Raw genomic sequence first — 14,968 nt, 5'->3', positions numbered from 1 at the left:
CAGTTGTTTAAAGACATTTTCACTACGCAATCAGTTTAACTTTTTATATACGGTGTTCAGCAGATCCCTTGTTTCCAGATTCATACGGTAAAAAGAATCATGAAATTCATCTAATTTGGAAAGTACTGCGATAAGAAGCATTTGTTCAGCATGTGTAAGATTTCCTACGACAGCCCTGGAAGCCCTGCGGATTTCCTCCATATGTTCATCCAGTATTGCAAGCCCTTTCTCTGTTATCTGTATATTTTTTGTTCTTTTATCTTTTGGAGAAACTGCCTGTTCAATCCAGCCATTATGGAGCAACCGGTTAATAACAAGTATACCTGAAGATTTCTCATGTACATTATGTTTTATCAGTTCCATTTTTGACATCGCTCCCATGCTCTTCAAACTGATAAGATAGATGAAGTCATCCTGACTGGAAAAAACTGAACTTCCGACTGCTGATCTTGAATATGACTTTGCATATCTGTTCATTCTGATCAGCAAAGTATTAATAATACTATCTGAACTTCTTCCTGATTCCTTCCCTATCCAGTCAGGATTTCCAAGATCCTGCTGATGAGCAGCATTGATCCATTCTGTAAAACCATGAAGATCATTGCTATATAGAGCCTTACCTTCATTTTGTTCCATAAATTGCTGAACGAGTTCCACCACTGATTTTATAAGTTCAAAATTCATATCAAACAAATTAGTACACAAATATACTTATATAAGTTTATAAATAAACTATTTTTTGTTTTTATTTCAACTTTTTACATTTTGACCAGCATTTAACGGCAATAAAAAACGACATTAGTTCACTAATACACCTTTAAATCTCCATTATGATTCTGCTCATATCACTGTCAGGGTTAAATACCGAAATTTGGCTTCACTCTATACACAAAACAAAATCCTATGAAAACATTAGTTTTATCAATAGCAGCAGCCGGTTTTATGATTCTGGCCTGTAAAAAGAAGGACACAACAAGTAGCACCCCCGTTGCCGATTCAGTCAACACGCAAAGAAATTATTCTGATACAACAGCATCTGCGGTCAGGGATACTCAAGACATTACAACGGGTAATGATAGTATTAATACAAAAAATCACGTTGGGGGAAGAAAAACGAGCAATAATAATACGGGTAACGGCACAGGCAATATCAATGCAGCAGTTTCAGACAGTGCGCACAATACGCAGGGAAGATCCGGCAACGTAAAAAAGTAGATATTGGACCACAATAGCATTACAATATACAACCGATATAAAAACAAAAATTGCTATTTATATCGGTTGTATACTGTTCGTTATGGATGCTTTTTTTATTAAAATATCATTGAATAGCTTCGGGTTGCAACATACATTTGACAGACAACAAATAACGAAAAATAAAAAGGACAAACCATTAATAAAATGATTTGTCCTCATAAGTGACCCGGCTGGGATTCGAACCCAGGACCCATACATTAAAAGTGTATTGCTCTACCAGCTGAGCTACCGAGTCGGCCACTTACTTTTTCAAGTAAATCCCTTTCTGTAAGGGACTGCAAAGATAGAAACTTTTTCTTTATTTACAATACTTCCCGGACATTTTATGCCTGTGCTTTCGCTAACTTTTACAATATCAGACACAAAAATTTCACCTATCTGAGCAGGTTCTTACTATAAATCTCAAAAACGAATCAAAAGCTTCAATAAAAAATTGAGAATTGCAGTAAATCCTTTGTTACCCGTGGTCCGATCAGTAAATCAATTTTATTTTTTTAAAATTTGAAACATCCTTATTATCAATAATTTGTTTTTGTCAAATAAATTCACTATATTGATACATGAAAAAAAATGAACGTCAGGACAATATAACACACGCTGGCAAAGTTAACGAAAGAACAAAAGCATTGGAGGTCCTTGAAAAAGCAAAAAAAGTACAAGGAAAAATTACATTTCTCCGTCAGGGAGTAGGGAGAAACTTTAAACCCAAAAATGAAGAGTAAAGATATTGCTGACTTCAATGGCAATAGAACGAGAACAATCAAACGGATCAGTTAATTCAAATTTATAATAACCGGCCATTTGAAACATTATAGCAAACACTATAAATAAAAAAACCTGCAAAAATAATTTGCAGGTTTTTTTTGTATTTTTCTGATGCTTTATTTTTGCATCTTTAAGATTGTGACCCGGCTGGGATTCGAACCCAGGACCCATACATTAAAAGTGTATTGCTCTACCAGCTGAGCTACCGAGTCGGCCACTTACTTTTTTAAGTAAATCCCTTTGTTTAAGGGACTGCAAAGATAGGAAAACCCTCTTTAAATCCAAATTTTTCAAAGCTTTTTTATTATAAAATTTGCATCAAAAAAGTCAAACACCTGTTTATAAATTAATTACGTTGTTATTTTTTTTAATTCAAATTCCCAGCAATAATAGTAGCTGGCGGATAATATCATTTTTTGAGTAAAAAATTTGTTTTGATAAATCAAAAAACAATAATATCTTAGCAACTAAGATAATTACAAAATAATTTAATTCATGACTAAAAATAATATACAAAAATTCCGTGAAGCCAGCAGAGCCTATTCTGACGCTTCAATCTTTATGCATGAGGCCATTGCCAGAAAAGCAGGGCTTTCCAGCACTGATCATAAATATCTGGGACTTATTCTGCAATACGAATCCATAACAGCGGGTGAAATATCTAAGCTGACAGGTCTTACAACCGGCGCTGTTACAGGTTTAATTGACCGTCTGGAAAAAAAAGAACTTCTTAAAAGACAGTTCATCAAAGAAGACCGCAGAAAAGTAATGATCATCCCGAATACAGAAAAGAGCATGAAATTACTCGGTCCTATTTTTGAAGAGCTGCAGCAAAAAACCATGAAACTCGTTTCCACTTTTTCTAAAAAGGAAATAGAAACTATTGAACGTTATTTCAGGGAAGCTACCCTTCTTATGAAAGAAACAACAGATCATTTAAATACCCCATAAATCAATACAAGACCATGGAAAGTTTAACTGCTACTTATATAACCCGCGCAGAAATCTGGCTTTGCATTACAACATTACTTTATTTTCTTATGAACGGGGCACAGATTTTCGAAACGCTCCTCTTTGTACCCAAATGGGCTTCTTCCCCACCCGATACATTGAAGCTGCTTCAGGACGGAAATGGAGTAAGCCTGAAGTTTTTCTGGATCATCCTTCACTCTTTGCATGAAATAACCTTTATCCTTGCGATTGCTTTTTGCTGGAAAATAGATCCGGTAAGGAACTGGCTTTTGATTTTACTCATTATTCACGTAGCTGTAAGAGCCTGGACATTGGCTTTTTTTGCTCCAAACATTATACAGTTTCAGAACTTGGCATCCGCCCCTTCCGTTTCACAGGAAATCATAACCAGAATTTCACTTTGGAAAACCCTTAACTATATTCGGGTTGCTGTTTATATTGCGGTTTCAATTGGTTTCATTCCTCTTTGTATTAAAGTACTCAGTTTTCGTCAGTAGACCTTCAATCTAAAATATAAATTTCGCCGATCTGCGATCGGCGAAATTTGCAAATCAACAGATTCTCTTTTACGCTAAGTTTCCAGATTTTGCATTCTGATATTCAAAAATCTCTATAATAGTGTTCACCGTTTTCTGTCCGATGTGTTTTCCAACCAGATAAAGAGCGGCATCTATCCCGGCTGTGATACCTGCCGTAGTTATCAGGCTGCCCTGGTCAATATACCGTACATTCCTGATTACATTAGTTTCCGGATTATGCTGTTCAAGGGCATCCAACAGCATATGATGGGTAGTAACATTATAATCAGCAAGCATTTCTGTCCCTGACAGAAGCATACTTCCGGTACATACCGTAAATACAACTGTTCCTGCATCATAATGATTTTCAACCCATTTCAGGACAGTTTCCCGAAAATCCCTGTCCTGAATATATTTCATAATGTATTCAGGATTTGCTCCCGGAACGACAATCATATCCGGCTGAGGACATGTATGGATATCGTAGATAGGAATAAGAGCCATTGTGTTCGCCTCCATATATACCGGATCTTTTGTTTTCCCAACTGTAAAGCAATTGTAGCTTCCGGGCTGCAGGACATTCGCTTTAACAAAAACATCTAAAGGACCATTTAAATCAAGGGCTTCAACCTGATCATAGATTAAAAATGCTACATTCATTGTCTTGTTGTTTTGTACGTGATTCATAATTTTATTATTTAAGATTATTATTTTCAGATCATGGCACAAGTCTTCTCTGCTGACAATTGATGATTGCCAGTTTTATGTAAAATCAATAAGAAAAAGCTATTATTCTGTAGTCTTGAATGCCTTCCTGTACTGTGCCGGAGAGAGGGAAATGTTTTTAAGAAATAAACGGCTGAGAGAAACAGCATTACTAAATCCGCATTTATCCGCTATCATGTCGATACTCATATCAGTATATTCAAGCATATTTTTAGCCTGATCCAGCCTCATTTTTTCGAGAAATCTGCCGGGAGTCATTCCTGACTCTTTTACAAATACCCTGGAAAAGTTACGGACACTCATGTTCAGGAACTCTGCCATATACTCCACCGTAATAGCTTCTCCAAGTTTATCTTTCAATAAATCGCGGATTTGTTTTGTAAAAGGAGACATTATTTCATATTCCGGCAATGCATTTCCAAACTGAGACTGTGCTCCGGATCTTTTTAGATAGAGGACGAGATGACCGGCAACTTCGGCCGCCAAAGGTTTTCCAAAGTCTTCTTCCAATAGAGCCAATGCAAGATCCATCCCTGAAGAAACACCTCCTGAAGTATAAATTGGCCTGTCACGGATAAAGAAAGGATTAATATTCACATTCAATTTTGGGTAAGATTTCTGTAAAGTATCTGCAAATTTCCAGTGAGTCGTTACCTGTTTGCCATCCAGCAGACCCGCTTTGGCAAGGATGAACGCTCCTACACAGACAGATCCCATTCGTCTCACGTCGGGAGCTATATTTTGAAGGTAGTGATAAATGTCCGGATTGACCTCATCCAGCACACTCAACGTGGTACCTGCCACCAGTAAAGTGTCTACAGGAAAATCAATATCATAAATAGTATGGCTGCATGATAAAGACATTCCTGAACCTGAATATATTATTTTTTCCGAAGTTCCTGATACCAGATACACATGATAACCGGAATCCTGTTTATCATTTAAAAAACGGTTTGCTGATGTAAAAACATCCCATGGTCCGGCAATATCAAGCAGCTGTACCTCTGGCAATGCTAAAAGCACTATATTTTTAATTCCTGTTTTTCGCCCTTCTTTCTTCATATCTCGTTCTGTATGAGTACAAATGTAGAGAGAAAGGATTTTGTCTGCAATGACAAAAAACATACAATTCCAGCCAGAAGTAATTATTATCCTTTATTAAAATAAAAGAGACTGCCTTATCAGACAGTCTCAGCACTCTACTATAAAATTAGCTGACAAGCTATACTTTTTCGATGATTAACATTAAAATTCTCTTTACGCAGGAGATAATCTGCGTGATTTTAAATAAAGAGCAGTACGGTTAAGATATGGGAAAAGGAAAATCAATAACAGTGAGGCGGCAAGAAGCCACACCATCATTTCATAATAATCCATCGCAAAACGGACATGATCCTGAACATTCATTCTGCCAATCAATAGCTTATTGGCAGCTTTAACAGCCTTATCTTCCGGCATTCCTCGAGCAATAAGCTTAGCAGTCTGCTGATGGAGAAAGCTTTTAACTTCCGGATCTACAGCACTTAAATGATCCTGAAAAGCATTATAATGGCGGCTTTTCTCAAACAGTTCAAAAAAATTGATCAGGGCAATACTGATACAAAATCCGAGATACCGTATTGCTAAGGCTGTTGCCGCAGCGGAAGGGCCAATGGCTGCAGGAACTGACGAAATAATAAAGATAATCGTCGGAACCATAATCAATCCCACACCCAATCCCTGAATAAATAACGGGATATAGTAATTAAACTCATCAGCCTGAACATCAAAAGAATAATACATGACCGCATGAAAAATGAGCAGCATTAAAAACCCCGGTCCCCAGATATACCGTATGTTTTTCTTCTGCAAAACCATACAGCAGGCAATAATGACTCCAATAACCAATCCTGCAAGATTGAAAATATTAATATAGGATATATGGAATGGGTCCAGCTTCAGCTCCGATGCAAAATAATTATTGACAATTCCTGAAGCAAACCTGCATATATACATGACAAAAAGAATCAGCAGACCTACTTTAAAATTCCGGTATCTGAAAACACGCAGATCAATATAAGGCCTTTTAATGGCTTGCTGACGGAATACAGATATTCCACCCAGGACAATAATTCCAATGACGCTTCCTAAAATACGGCTGTCTTCCAGCCAATAATATTCCTGCCCGAAAATGCTTATATATCCTATGAGCACCAGCATCGTACTGAACAGTCCAAAACTCTGCCAATCGAGTTTATAGAGATGAAATCTTGCATGGGTTCTGTAGTTACTCATTGCCAAGGTGAGGAAAATAAGTCCCGGAAGATAGGAGAAGATGGCAGTTTTATAGACGATATTAAAATTATACGAATCTATGAGGTCGGCGGTAATCAGGTTATTAAATGGTAAAGCACAAATTAAGATCCCGAAAAACACTGAAAAGCTGATCTCCCTTGCTCTTTCACTACTCAGCCGGGTGAAAATAAGGGTTAGTGAAAGGTTTACATTCCCGGCAAACAACATTCCCTGCATAAAACGCACCGGAAACAGAATATAAATTTCACGGGTAGAATAGCATACCAGGCAGGCCAGAATTTGCAGTGTGGTAAAAAGAAGAAAATATTCTTTTGCAGCCAGAAAACTGAAAAACCGTCTTTCCAGGCTATAAAAACCTACATACCCTGCATAAAACAAGGCTACTGAAAACTGGATATCCGCTGGTTCACATCCATAATATCCGGCTGCAGCATTCACATTAGACAATGGCAGAAAAAAGATAATGATTCCCGGAAGTGTCATTGAAAAAAGAATAATCTTCACCAACCATTCCGGAGCCCATTTTTTGAAATAAGGCATTTGTCTTTTAGCCATTGGAATGCTTTTTATCAGCGTATACATTCACGTTCATTCCTACTTTCAAAACATCAATCTGACTTCTTTGTCCATCTACTCTGATTCTTACAGGAATACGCTGTACAATTTTCACGTAATTTCCGGTAGAGTTATCCGGTGGAAGCAATGAAAAACTTGAACCTGTTGCAGGAGAAAGGGAAATAATTGTTCCCTGGAATTCTTTGTCCGGATAAGAATCTGCAACAATTTTCACATGATCGCCGATATGCATATCCCTGATCTGGGTTTCTTTATAATTAGCCACTACCCATTTATCAGTTTCATTATTGACAATGAATGCCAGCGTTTCTCCGGCATCAATCATCTGGCCTACTTCTACGGTTCGTCGTCCCATTCTTCCATCATAAGCAGCAGTGACAGCTGTATAACTTACATCCAGTTTGTGACGGTCCAGCAATGCTTCCAGTCTTGCAATTTCTGCCAAAACCACGGCTTTTTCTGCCCGTATATCATTAATCTTGGATACAGAAGCTGCATAATTATCCTGTGAAGATTTATAATCACTTTCGTTGACATCCAGTGTTGCTTTCACATCTTCAAGGCGCTGTCTGGTAGCAGATTCTTCATCATACAGCTTTTTATACCTGTTATAATCAAGCTGCTGTTTCCAGACTTTTGCTTTATTGGCATCCACCTGAGCCATCGCTGCGGCAGCTTCCTTTTCTGTAGTTCCTGTAGTACTTTCCAATACTCTCAGTTGGGCACGGGCTTTCTGAAGGGCTGCCTGAGTCTGCTTTTCCTGAAGGACATATTCACGGTTATCAATGATTAAAAGAGTATCGCCCTTTTTTACTTCCTGATTTTCCTCAAATTTTACGGCAACAATAAATCCTCCGGCTCTTGAAATAATAGGATTTACATATTCCTGAACCTGCGCATCATTGGTCTGCTCATAGGCATAATAATTTTTTAAGGTAAACCCGCCCCACACTGCAAGGGCAGCAACGATTACAACTGAAATCCATCCTGTGATCTTCGTGATCATTCTATCGGTGGGTGTATATTTTTTTTTCATTGTTTTATAAAACGCCTGTAATATTTTGTAATAAATAATAATTGTTCTGTGCCATAATTTTAGCCGCTTCCAGTTCAAATTTTGTCTGAAGCAGCTGTATATCTGCATCCAGCAGTTCTGTAATAAGGGAAGTCTGGCTGAAGTAAGTATTTTTGATAATACGTGCATTTTCCTTTGCCTGAGCGACATTGGCTTCTGCCACTTTTATCTGTTCCAAAGCTTCCTGGTAACGCAGATAAGCTTCTTTCACCTGCTGTCTTACTTTATCTTCAATATCCCTGTGCACCTCCTCTTCTTTTTCAAACTCCAGCTGGGCTGCCTTTACCTTATGGGTATTGTGGTAAAGGGAAGAGATGGAAAATGAAGCTTTAATTCCCACAATCCCCAATGAATACCAATACGGATTGTACGGATAAAGAAAAATCTGTGGATTGGCATAATAAAATTCGCCATACATCCCTATTTTAGGCCTTACATTCGCTTTTACCTTTTTCAGTTTGATGATACTCAGCACTGTCTGCTGTTCAGAAACGTGGTAATCAAAGGAATGATCCAGTGCCAGTTTCAGGTATTCGTTGTAGGTTGTATTCTCATTCCACTGATTAAACGGTGCTTCAGGAATAACAATCTGTTCATCAGGAATCCCAAGAATGATATTCAGTTTCTGCATGGCGATGAGGATATCATTTTCTATGGTCACCAGCGCCATTTTTCGTTTTGAAAGTTCAAGTTCAATCCTTAAAACATCACTTTTTAAAACCACTCCGTTTTTATAAAGAGTCTGTATTTCTTTCAATTGTGTTTTCTGATCAGCAATATCCTGCTTGATAAGGTCCCTGAAGATTAAGGTTTTCTGTAATTCCAGATAAAGCGCTGCAGTTTTGTAATGAATATCAGAAACGGACTGTTCTTTTTGGATATCCTTAATTTTCTGAAGCGTTTGATTTTCCTTAATCTTAAGATTCAGTTTATTTCCGTTATAAATATTCAGGTAAAAATCAGCTCCGGCTCTGTAAAGCGTATGGATAACTTCATGCTGGGTTGGTTTGGAAAAGATTCCGTTTTCATAGATAGGAATGTTGGAAGCTTTTTCTGCAGAACCTTTAACTTCTATTTCCGGGAGGCGCTCTCTTTTAGCGTCTTTTACTTCGGCTTCGGCAATGTCTACGTTGACGGTATTGATTCTGATATGGCGGCTGTTTTCCTCCGCTTTCTGCCATGCTTCCTTCAGGGAGAGTCGTATGGTATCCTTTGCTGGACTGCCGGTCTGCGCTGATACGATGGAGAAAACTCCAAACATCAGCAATCCGGCGACATAAATTTTCATTTGAATTTTTGAATTATTGCACTGCAAATTTATTGGCAATCCGGAAATTTTATTTATCTAAAATAGTCAACTTTTACATGATTCCGGCCAAATGATTATATTTGCATTCTTATTGGGATTTTAAATTTTTATGGGATTAATTGCTGCGCTTCCGGACATTGATAAAGATGATAAAAGTGTATTTGTCATGCACGAAAAATCTGAAAAACTGATTCCTTTTCACAAGCATACAAAGGGACAGCTGAGCTATGTAGAAGGTGGTATCGCCTATATTACGATCGACAACAGGACCTATGTGGTTCCGGCAAGACATTTCTTCTGGATTCCGCAGGGAATGGAACATATTTTAGAGATCGGACACACAGCCACAGTTCTCCGTTCTCTTTATTTCTATGCTCATGATGATGTCTCAGATCCCTTCTACAGCAGACTGGGAATTTATCCGGCTTCGGAACTTCTGATCCAGATGATCAAATATTCTGAAATCTGGGATGAAAAGCATGTAACGGCAAAAGATGAAAATTTTGAATTTCTGGTAGCATTAAAAAAAATTCTTCCCAAGACCCATCAACAGCCATTACCCATTATTCTCCCTGCCACTCATAATAAACAGATGATGAAAATCGTATCTTATCTGGAATGGAATATCGGGGAAAAATTGACTCTGGCTAATGTCAGCAGCAGATTTGGGTTGAGTGAACGCTCTTTGTCGCGCCTGTTCAAAGCAGATATGGATATTTCTTTTCTCCAGTATTTAAAAACATTAAGAATCATCAAAGCCATTGAACTGCTTTTAAATACAGACAAACCCATCAATGAAATTGCTGATGATGTAGGCTACAGCTCTATCAGCGCCTTTAGCGATACTTTTCATGAATTTACCCAATCGAGGCCGTCAGATTTGAGAAAGAGCAATAAAGCAACTCAAAACATGATGGGATAAACCGCTCACAGATGATCTTCATAAGATTTCAAAAAAATAAAAGACTAATTTATCTTTTATTAAAAATATCTTTCTATATTTGTCCCATAAAACTCAGTGAAATGTTTTCAAAAACGTGCGAATATGCTTTAAGAGCCTTAATTTATATTGCCCAGCAGTCTAAAAATGACAGCAGGGTCGGAATTAAGGACATTTCAAAAAGCATCCATTCTCCGGAGCATTTTATTGCTAAAATTTTGCAGGATCTGAGCAGAAAGGGATTCGTACAATCTGCCAAAGGTCCGAATGGCGGTTTCTATATGGATCATAAAAATCTGAATACTTCCATTGCAGATATTGTCAGAGAAATAGACGGAGACAAGCTTTTTACCGGTTGCGGACTTGGCCTTGATCAGTGTTCGGAAACGCATCCTTGCCCACTTCATGACCAGTTCAAAAGCATCAGACAGGATCTCCGAATCATGCTTGAAACCTCAAAAATTCAAATGTTTGTTGATAATCTGGACTTACAGCTTACTCATTTGAAGGCATAAAAAAAATTTAACCAAATAAAAGATAAAAAGATCTTTTAATATTAAATAAATCAGAATGAAACTAGAACTCAAAAATCCTTTCGTATTGATGTTGCTCTGTCTGATGACCGGAATGTTTATCACCATCAGTTTTCTGGAGACACCAATGAAGTTTCAGGTTCCGGGTATTACCCTTCCGACAGCGTTAGGTTTAGGAAAAATCATGTTTGGACTCTCTTCAAAAATGCAATGGGGATTTCTTATTGTAATACTGATATTGATGTCCGTGAGTCGGAAAAATTATACAAAAATTGATTTTATAATCCTGATTATTCTATTTTCCATACTTGCTATAGAACAATTCTGGGTGCTGCCAATACTTGATTCCCGGGTCGATTTACTTTCATCAGGAAAAGCATTACCTCCTACTCCATTACACGACTATTTTATTTATGCTGAAACCGCGAAAGCATTAATGCTCACCACAGCAATCATTTTACAATTTAAAAGAAATACAGTTCAATAATAACACTACTCTTTATGAAAACACTCGTTCAAAATACCATTATTGCATTGATTTTAACTACATTATTATTTTGCTGTTCCAAACCAGAAACAACTCCCATTCCTCAAGCTGAACCCTATTCTGAACAACAGATTGTCCAACCACAGCCAATAGAAACAGCTCCAGAAGTTTCAGCTTCCAATGATGGGCCTAAGCACGAAGGATTGAAGTTAATTGAAGGAACAGATTGCCTTACCTGTCACAAAATAGATTCAAAATTAATCGGTCCTTCTTATCAGGAAGTTGCCGCAAAATATTCGGTTGCAGATCTCGATATACTGGCACAGAAAATCATTGACGGTGGCAAAGGCAATTGGGGCGAAATCCCCATGACTCCTCATACAGGATTGAGTAAAGAGAATGCCCGACAGATGGTAAAATATATTTTATCTCTTAAAAAGTAATTAAAAAATTTTAAAATAATAAAAGACAAAAAAGTATTATATTATGAATACAAGGACAGACTTTATAGGAAATATGGTGGCTGAAGATTTCAGAACAGCCGCAATTTTTAAAAGACACGGTATTGATTTCTGCTGTAAAGGCGGAAGAACCATTGAAGAGGCATGCAGTAGTAAGAAACTTGCTCCTGAAAAAATTTATGAAGAACTGGAAGCGCTACCAAAAAATGAAGGTAATTCAGTCGATTTCAACAGCTGGCCTCTGGATCTTCTGACAGATTATATTGAGAAAACCCATCACCGCTATGTGGAAGAAAAAACATCTGTTTTGCAGGCATTTCTTGATAAACTGTGCAAAGTGCATGGAGGAAGACATCCAGAACTGTTTGAAATCAATTCTTTATTTAATGAATCAGCACACGATCTGGCTGCCCATATGAAAAAAGAAGAACTTATTCTGTTTCCGTTTGTTAAAAATATGGTGAAGGCTAAAATATCCGGAGGTTCTCTTCCAAAGCCTCATTTTGGAACGGTAGAGAATCCGGTTCATATGATGGAACATGATCACACCATAGAAGGTGACCGTTTCAGAAGGATTGCAGAAATTACCAACGAATATCTTCCGCCTGCTGATGCCTGCAATACCTATAAAGTAGCTTTTGCCATGCTTCAGGATTTTGAAAATGACCTGCATCAACACATCCACCTTGAGAACAATATCCTTTTCCCCAAAGCGATCCGAATGGAGAAAGAATTTGCCGTTGAATCTTAAAAATTAATACAGAATGACACCTAAAAAACTTTGGATAGGGCTTGCTGTAGTAATGATTGCTTCGTTTGCTGTTCTTATCTTCTACGGAACTGAAATTTACAGAAAAATCCCGCCCATCCCAGGCAAAGTAGTCAGTACCGACGGAACGGTGATTGCTACGGCACAGGATATTAAAGACGGACAGAACGTCTGGCAGTCTATTGGTGGACAAACCGTAGGAAGTATCTGGGGACATGGTGCGTATATTGCTCCGGACTGGACGGCTGATTACCTTCACCGGGAATCTGTTCTGCTGCTTGATGAACTGGCGAAAAAGGATGGTAAAGTTTACAAAGAACTTCCGGATGAAGAACAGGCCAAATATCAGGTATTGCTGAAAAAAGAACTTCGTACCAATACTTTTAATGAAAGTAAAAATGAAATTATATTTTCTCCGGAACGGGCAGAAGTGCAGAAACAGCTTGCACAGTATTATTCAAAATTATTCATGATTGATGCTTCCATGGCAAAACTCCGGGATCAATACGCTATTCCTGAGAATACCATCAAAGACACCGGAAGAATGGCTAAAATGAATACCTTCTTTGCATGGAGCACCTGGGTATGCATCACAGAAAGACCGGGAGATGATGTGACCTATACCAATAACTGGCCACATGATGAATCGGTAGGAAACGTTCCCCCTCCTTCACTGCATTTATGGTCAGGGTTCAGTATATTACTTTTATTAGGTTCGGTAGGCCTTTTGGTATTTTATCATGCCAGAAACAAAGAGGAAGAAATCAGTGAGGCTCTGCCGCTGGAAGATCCACTTCGAAATATGAAACCTACCCCTTCTATGAAAGCCACGTTGAAATATATTTGGGTAGTTGCACTGCTGATCCTTGTTCAAATGCTTGCCGGTGTAGTTACCGCCCATTACGGTGTGGAAGGAAGCGGATTTTATGGGATTCCCCTTGACCAGTTTTTATCACAGTCGGTTTCCAGAAGCTGGCACGTACAACTTGCGATATTCTGGATCGCCACCTCATGGCTGGCCACAGGACTTTACATAGCGCCCGCAGTTTCAGGACATGAGCCGAAATACCAGAAACTGGGAGTGAATATATTATTCGGAGCTTTATTGATTGTTGTGCTCGGATCATTAACCGGACAATGGCTTGGTGTGATGCAAAAGCTTGGCCTGGTAGATAATTTTCTTTGGGGACATCAGGGATATGAATATGTAGAACTGGGAAGAATATGGCAGATCTTACTGCTTATCGGGCTTATTCTCTGGTTGGTTTTAATGGTCAGAGCATTGCTTCCTGCTTTGAAACGTAAAGATGGAGACCGACATCTGCTGACCTTATTTACCCTTTCATCCGTAGCCATTGCCTTATTTTATGGAGCAGGATTAATGTATGGAAGACAAACTCATATGGCGATTGCCGAATATTGGAGATGGTGGGTCGTTCACCTTTGGGTAGAAGGTTTTTTTGAAGTTTTCGCAACGGTAGTCGCTGCCTTTTTATTTACAAGGCTGGGATTATTAAGGCTGAAATCTGCCACCAATGCTGTTTTATTTTCTACTATTATCTTTCTTGGCGGAGGAATTCTGGGGACATTCCATCATTTATATTTCAGTGCTACTCCAACCGCAGTACTTGCTTTAGGAGCTACTTTCAGTGCGCTTGAAATAGTACCGCTTGTTCTGATAGGGTATGAAGCCTACCAGAATTATCAACTGAGTAAATCAACCCCATGGATTCAGGCTTACAAATGGCCTATCTACTGTTTCATTGCCATGTGTTTCTGGAATTTTCTTGGTGCCGGAATATTTGGATTTGCCATCAATCCTCCTATTGCGTTGTACTATATTCAGGGACTGAATACCACTGCAGTACATGGTCATGCCGCTTTGTTCGGAGTTTATGGCATTCTGGGAATCGGATTAATGATGTTTGTGTTGAGAGGGCTTTACCCAGACCGCCAATGGAATGATAAATTAATTGGCTGGGCTTTCTGGATGATTAATATCGGATTATTGGTGATGGTAACCATCAGTCTTCTTCCCATAGGCATTATGCAGTCTGTTGCCTCTATAAAAGAAGGTTACTGGTATGCACGTTCTACGGAATTTATGCAGACGGACATGATGCATTTTCTGAGATGGATGCGTGTGCCGGGAGATATTTTGTTGGCTGCTGGTGAACTGCTTTTAGTCATTTTCATTATCGGTTTAAAATTTGGCTGGTCGTTGAAAGAAAAAAGATAGTAGGATTATTTAAACCTCATTAACTTTTGAATTGATGAGGTTTGAT

General features: G+C 38.3%; 16 protein-coding genes and 2 tRNA genes. 10 read left to right on the top strand and 8 right to left on the bottom strand.

Features of this window, described 5'->3' with window-relative positions; all coding sequences use genetic code 11:
- Positions 1-30: 30 nt before the first annotated feature.
- Positions 31-684 carry a MarR family winged helix-turn-helix transcriptional regulator gene (locus tag AC5YGI_RS14585; protein ID WP_496168786.1) on the bottom strand — a complete coding sequence of 218 codons (654 nt, stop codon included), beginning with the start codon at positions 682-684 and terminating at the stop codon, positions 31-33.
- Between the two features lie 219 nt (positions 685-903).
- Between AC5YGI_RS14585 and AC5YGI_RS14580 the strand changes: the two genes are divergently transcribed.
- Positions 904-1,215 (top strand): hypothetical protein, encoded by a 312-nt coding sequence (locus AC5YGI_RS14580; protein WP_330745962.1) that lies wholly within the window; start codon positions 904-906, stop codon positions 1,213-1,215.
- A 204-nt stretch (positions 1,216-1,419) separates the two neighbouring features.
- On the opposite strand, the gene AC5YGI_RS14575 is transcribed toward AC5YGI_RS14580, so the two are convergent.
- Positions 1,420-1,492: transfer RNA gene (locus AC5YGI_RS14575), tRNA-Lys, on the bottom strand.
- 325 nt (positions 1,493-1,817) lie between these two features.
- Between AC5YGI_RS14575 and AC5YGI_RS14570 the strand changes: the two genes are divergently transcribed.
- The gene (locus AC5YGI_RS14570) at positions 1,818-1,979 is read left to right on the top strand and encodes a hypothetical protein (protein WP_171006229.1); all 162 of its coding nucleotides are present in this window, start codon (positions 1,818-1,820) and stop codon (positions 1,977-1,979) included.
- A gap of 182 nt (positions 1,980-2,161) precedes the next feature.
- On the opposite strand, the gene AC5YGI_RS14565 is transcribed toward AC5YGI_RS14570, so the two are convergent.
- A tRNA-Lys gene (locus AC5YGI_RS14565) sits at positions 2,162-2,234 on the bottom strand.
- A gap of 283 nt (positions 2,235-2,517) precedes the next feature.
- Here AC5YGI_RS14565 and AC5YGI_RS14560 point away from each other — a divergent pair.
- Both AC5YGI_RS14560 and AC5YGI_RS14555 read left to right on the top strand, forming a co-directional pair.
- The gene (locus AC5YGI_RS14560) at positions 2,518-2,973 is read left to right on the top strand and encodes a MarR family winged helix-turn-helix transcriptional regulator (protein ID WP_330745961.1); all 456 of its coding nucleotides are present in this window, start codon (positions 2,518-2,520) and stop codon (positions 2,971-2,973) included.
- A 14-nt stretch (positions 2,974-2,987) separates the two neighbouring features.
- A complete protein-coding gene (locus AC5YGI_RS14555; RefSeq protein WP_330745960.1) occupies positions 2,988-3,491 on the top strand; it encodes a transposase in 504 nt (167 codons plus the stop codon).
- A 69-nt stretch (positions 3,492-3,560) separates the two neighbouring features.
- Here AC5YGI_RS14555 and AC5YGI_RS14550 read toward each other — a convergent pair whose 3' ends face one another.
- From AC5YGI_RS14550 to AC5YGI_RS14530, 5 genes are all read right to left on the bottom strand, one after another.
- The gene (locus tag AC5YGI_RS14550; RefSeq protein ID WP_330745959.1) at positions 3,561-4,199 is read right to left on the bottom strand and encodes a DJ-1/PfpI family protein; all 639 of its coding nucleotides are present in this window, start codon (positions 4,197-4,199) and stop codon (positions 3,561-3,563) included.
- Positions 4,200-4,301: 102 nt separating this feature from the next.
- A complete protein-coding gene (locus AC5YGI_RS14545) occupies positions 4,302-5,300 on the bottom strand; it encodes a GlxA family transcriptional regulator (RefSeq protein ID WP_496168784.1) in 999 nt (332 codons plus the stop codon).
- Positions 5,301-5,495: 195 nt separating this feature from the next.
- Complete coding sequence (locus AC5YGI_RS14540; RefSeq protein WP_496168783.1) at positions 5,496-7,088, bottom strand: efflux MFS transporter permease; 1,593 nt, start codon at positions 7,086-7,088, stop codon at positions 5,496-5,498.
- Complete coding sequence (locus AC5YGI_RS14535) at positions 7,081-8,145, bottom strand: HlyD family secretion protein (protein ID WP_446106207.1); 1,065 nt, start codon at positions 8,143-8,145, stop codon at positions 7,081-7,083. The genes AC5YGI_RS14540 and AC5YGI_RS14535 overlap by 8 nt, the downstream gene beginning before the upstream one ends.
- Positions 8,146-8,149: 4 nt before the next feature.
- Complete coding sequence (locus tag AC5YGI_RS14530) at positions 8,150-9,472, bottom strand: TolC family protein (RefSeq protein WP_496168782.1); 1,323 nt, start codon at positions 9,470-9,472, stop codon at positions 8,150-8,152.
- Between the two features lie 130 nt (positions 9,473-9,602).
- On the opposite strand from AC5YGI_RS14530, the gene AC5YGI_RS14525 reads away from it, so the two are divergent.
- From AC5YGI_RS14525 to AC5YGI_RS14500, 6 genes are all read left to right on the top strand, one after another.
- On the top strand, positions 9,603-10,415 hold the full coding sequence (locus tag AC5YGI_RS14525) for an AraC family transcriptional regulator (RefSeq protein WP_496168781.1): 813 nt from the start codon (positions 9,603-9,605) through the stop codon (positions 10,413-10,415).
- A 101-nt stretch (positions 10,416-10,516) separates the two neighbouring features.
- Complete coding sequence (locus AC5YGI_RS14520) at positions 10,517-10,948, top strand: RrF2 family transcriptional regulator (protein ID WP_076594385.1); 432 nt, start codon at positions 10,517-10,519, stop codon at positions 10,946-10,948.
- A 55-nt stretch (positions 10,949-11,003) separates the two neighbouring features.
- Positions 11,004-11,453 (top strand): hypothetical protein, encoded by a 450-nt coding sequence (locus AC5YGI_RS14515; protein ID WP_496168779.1) that lies wholly within the window; start codon positions 11,004-11,006, stop codon positions 11,451-11,453.
- A 14-nt stretch (positions 11,454-11,467) separates the two neighbouring features.
- Positions 11,468-11,896, top strand: coding sequence for a c-type cytochrome (locus AC5YGI_RS14510; protein WP_496168778.1), 429 nt, complete (start codon positions 11,468-11,470; stop codon positions 11,894-11,896).
- 43 nt (positions 11,897-11,939) lie between these two features.
- The gene (gene ric / locus AC5YGI_RS14505) at positions 11,940-12,665 is read left to right on the top strand and encodes an iron-sulfur cluster repair di-iron protein (protein WP_496168777.1); all 726 of its coding nucleotides are present in this window, start codon (positions 11,940-11,942) and stop codon (positions 12,663-12,665) included.
- A gap of 13 nt (positions 12,666-12,678) precedes the next feature.
- On the top strand, positions 12,679-14,922 hold the full coding sequence (locus AC5YGI_RS14500) for a nitric-oxide reductase large subunit (protein WP_496168776.1): 2,244 nt from the start codon (positions 12,679-12,681) through the stop codon (positions 14,920-14,922).
- The last annotated feature ends 46 nt before the right edge of the window (positions 14,923-14,968 follow it).

The sequence above is a fragment of the Chryseobacterium sp. CS3K3.1 genome, assembly GCF_059515165.1.
This window is presented reverse-complemented; position numbering and strand designations above follow the sequence as displayed.

Coding starts and splice junctions, on each gene's coding strand:
- AC5YGI_RS14585 (WP_496168786.1), bottom strand. CDS start 684: ATGAATTTTGAACTTATAAAATCAGTGGTGGAACTCGTTCAGCAATTT.
- AC5YGI_RS14580 (WP_330745962.1), top strand. CDS start 904: ATGAAAACATTAGTTTTATCAATAGCAGCAGCCGGTTTTATGATTCTG.
- AC5YGI_RS14570 (WP_171006229.1), top strand. CDS start 1,818: ATGAAAAAAAATGAACGTCAGGACAATATAACACACGCTGGCAAAGTT.
- AC5YGI_RS14560 (WP_330745961.1), top strand. CDS start 2,518: ATGACTAAAAATAATATACAAAAATTCCGTGAAGCCAGCAGAGCCTAT.
- AC5YGI_RS14555 (WP_330745960.1), top strand. CDS start 2,988: ATGGAAAGTTTAACTGCTACTTATATAACCCGCGCAGAAATCTGGCTT.
- AC5YGI_RS14550 (WP_330745959.1), bottom strand. CDS start 4,199: ATGAATCACGTACAAAACAACAAGACAATGAATGTAGCATTTTTAATC.
- AC5YGI_RS14545 (WP_496168784.1), bottom strand. CDS start 5,300: ATGAAGAAAGAAGGGCGAAAAACAGGAATTAAAAATATAGTGCTTTTA.
- AC5YGI_RS14540 (WP_496168783.1), bottom strand. CDS start 7,088: ATGGCTAAAAGACAAATGCCTTATTTCAAAAAATGGGCTCCGGAATGG.
- AC5YGI_RS14535 (WP_446106207.1), bottom strand. CDS start 8,145: ATGAAAAAAAAATATACACCCACCGATAGAATGATCACGAAGATCACA.
- AC5YGI_RS14530 (WP_496168782.1), bottom strand. CDS start 9,472: ATGAAAATTTATGTCGCCGGATTGCTGATGTTTGGAGTTTTCTCCATC.
- AC5YGI_RS14525 (WP_496168781.1), top strand. CDS start 9,603: ATGGGATTAATTGCTGCGCTTCCGGACATTGATAAAGATGATAAAAGT.
- AC5YGI_RS14520 (WP_076594385.1), top strand. CDS start 10,517: ATGTTTTCAAAAACGTGCGAATATGCTTTAAGAGCCTTAATTTATATT.
- AC5YGI_RS14515 (WP_496168779.1), top strand. CDS start 11,004: ATGAAACTAGAACTCAAAAATCCTTTCGTATTGATGTTGCTCTGTCTG.
- AC5YGI_RS14510 (WP_496168778.1), top strand. CDS start 11,468: ATGAAAACACTCGTTCAAAATACCATTATTGCATTGATTTTAACTACA.
- ric (WP_496168777.1), top strand. CDS start 11,940: ATGAATACAAGGACAGACTTTATAGGAAATATGGTGGCTGAAGATTTC.
- AC5YGI_RS14500 (WP_496168776.1), top strand. CDS start 12,679: ATGACACCTAAAAAACTTTGGATAGGGCTTGCTGTAGTAATGATTGCT.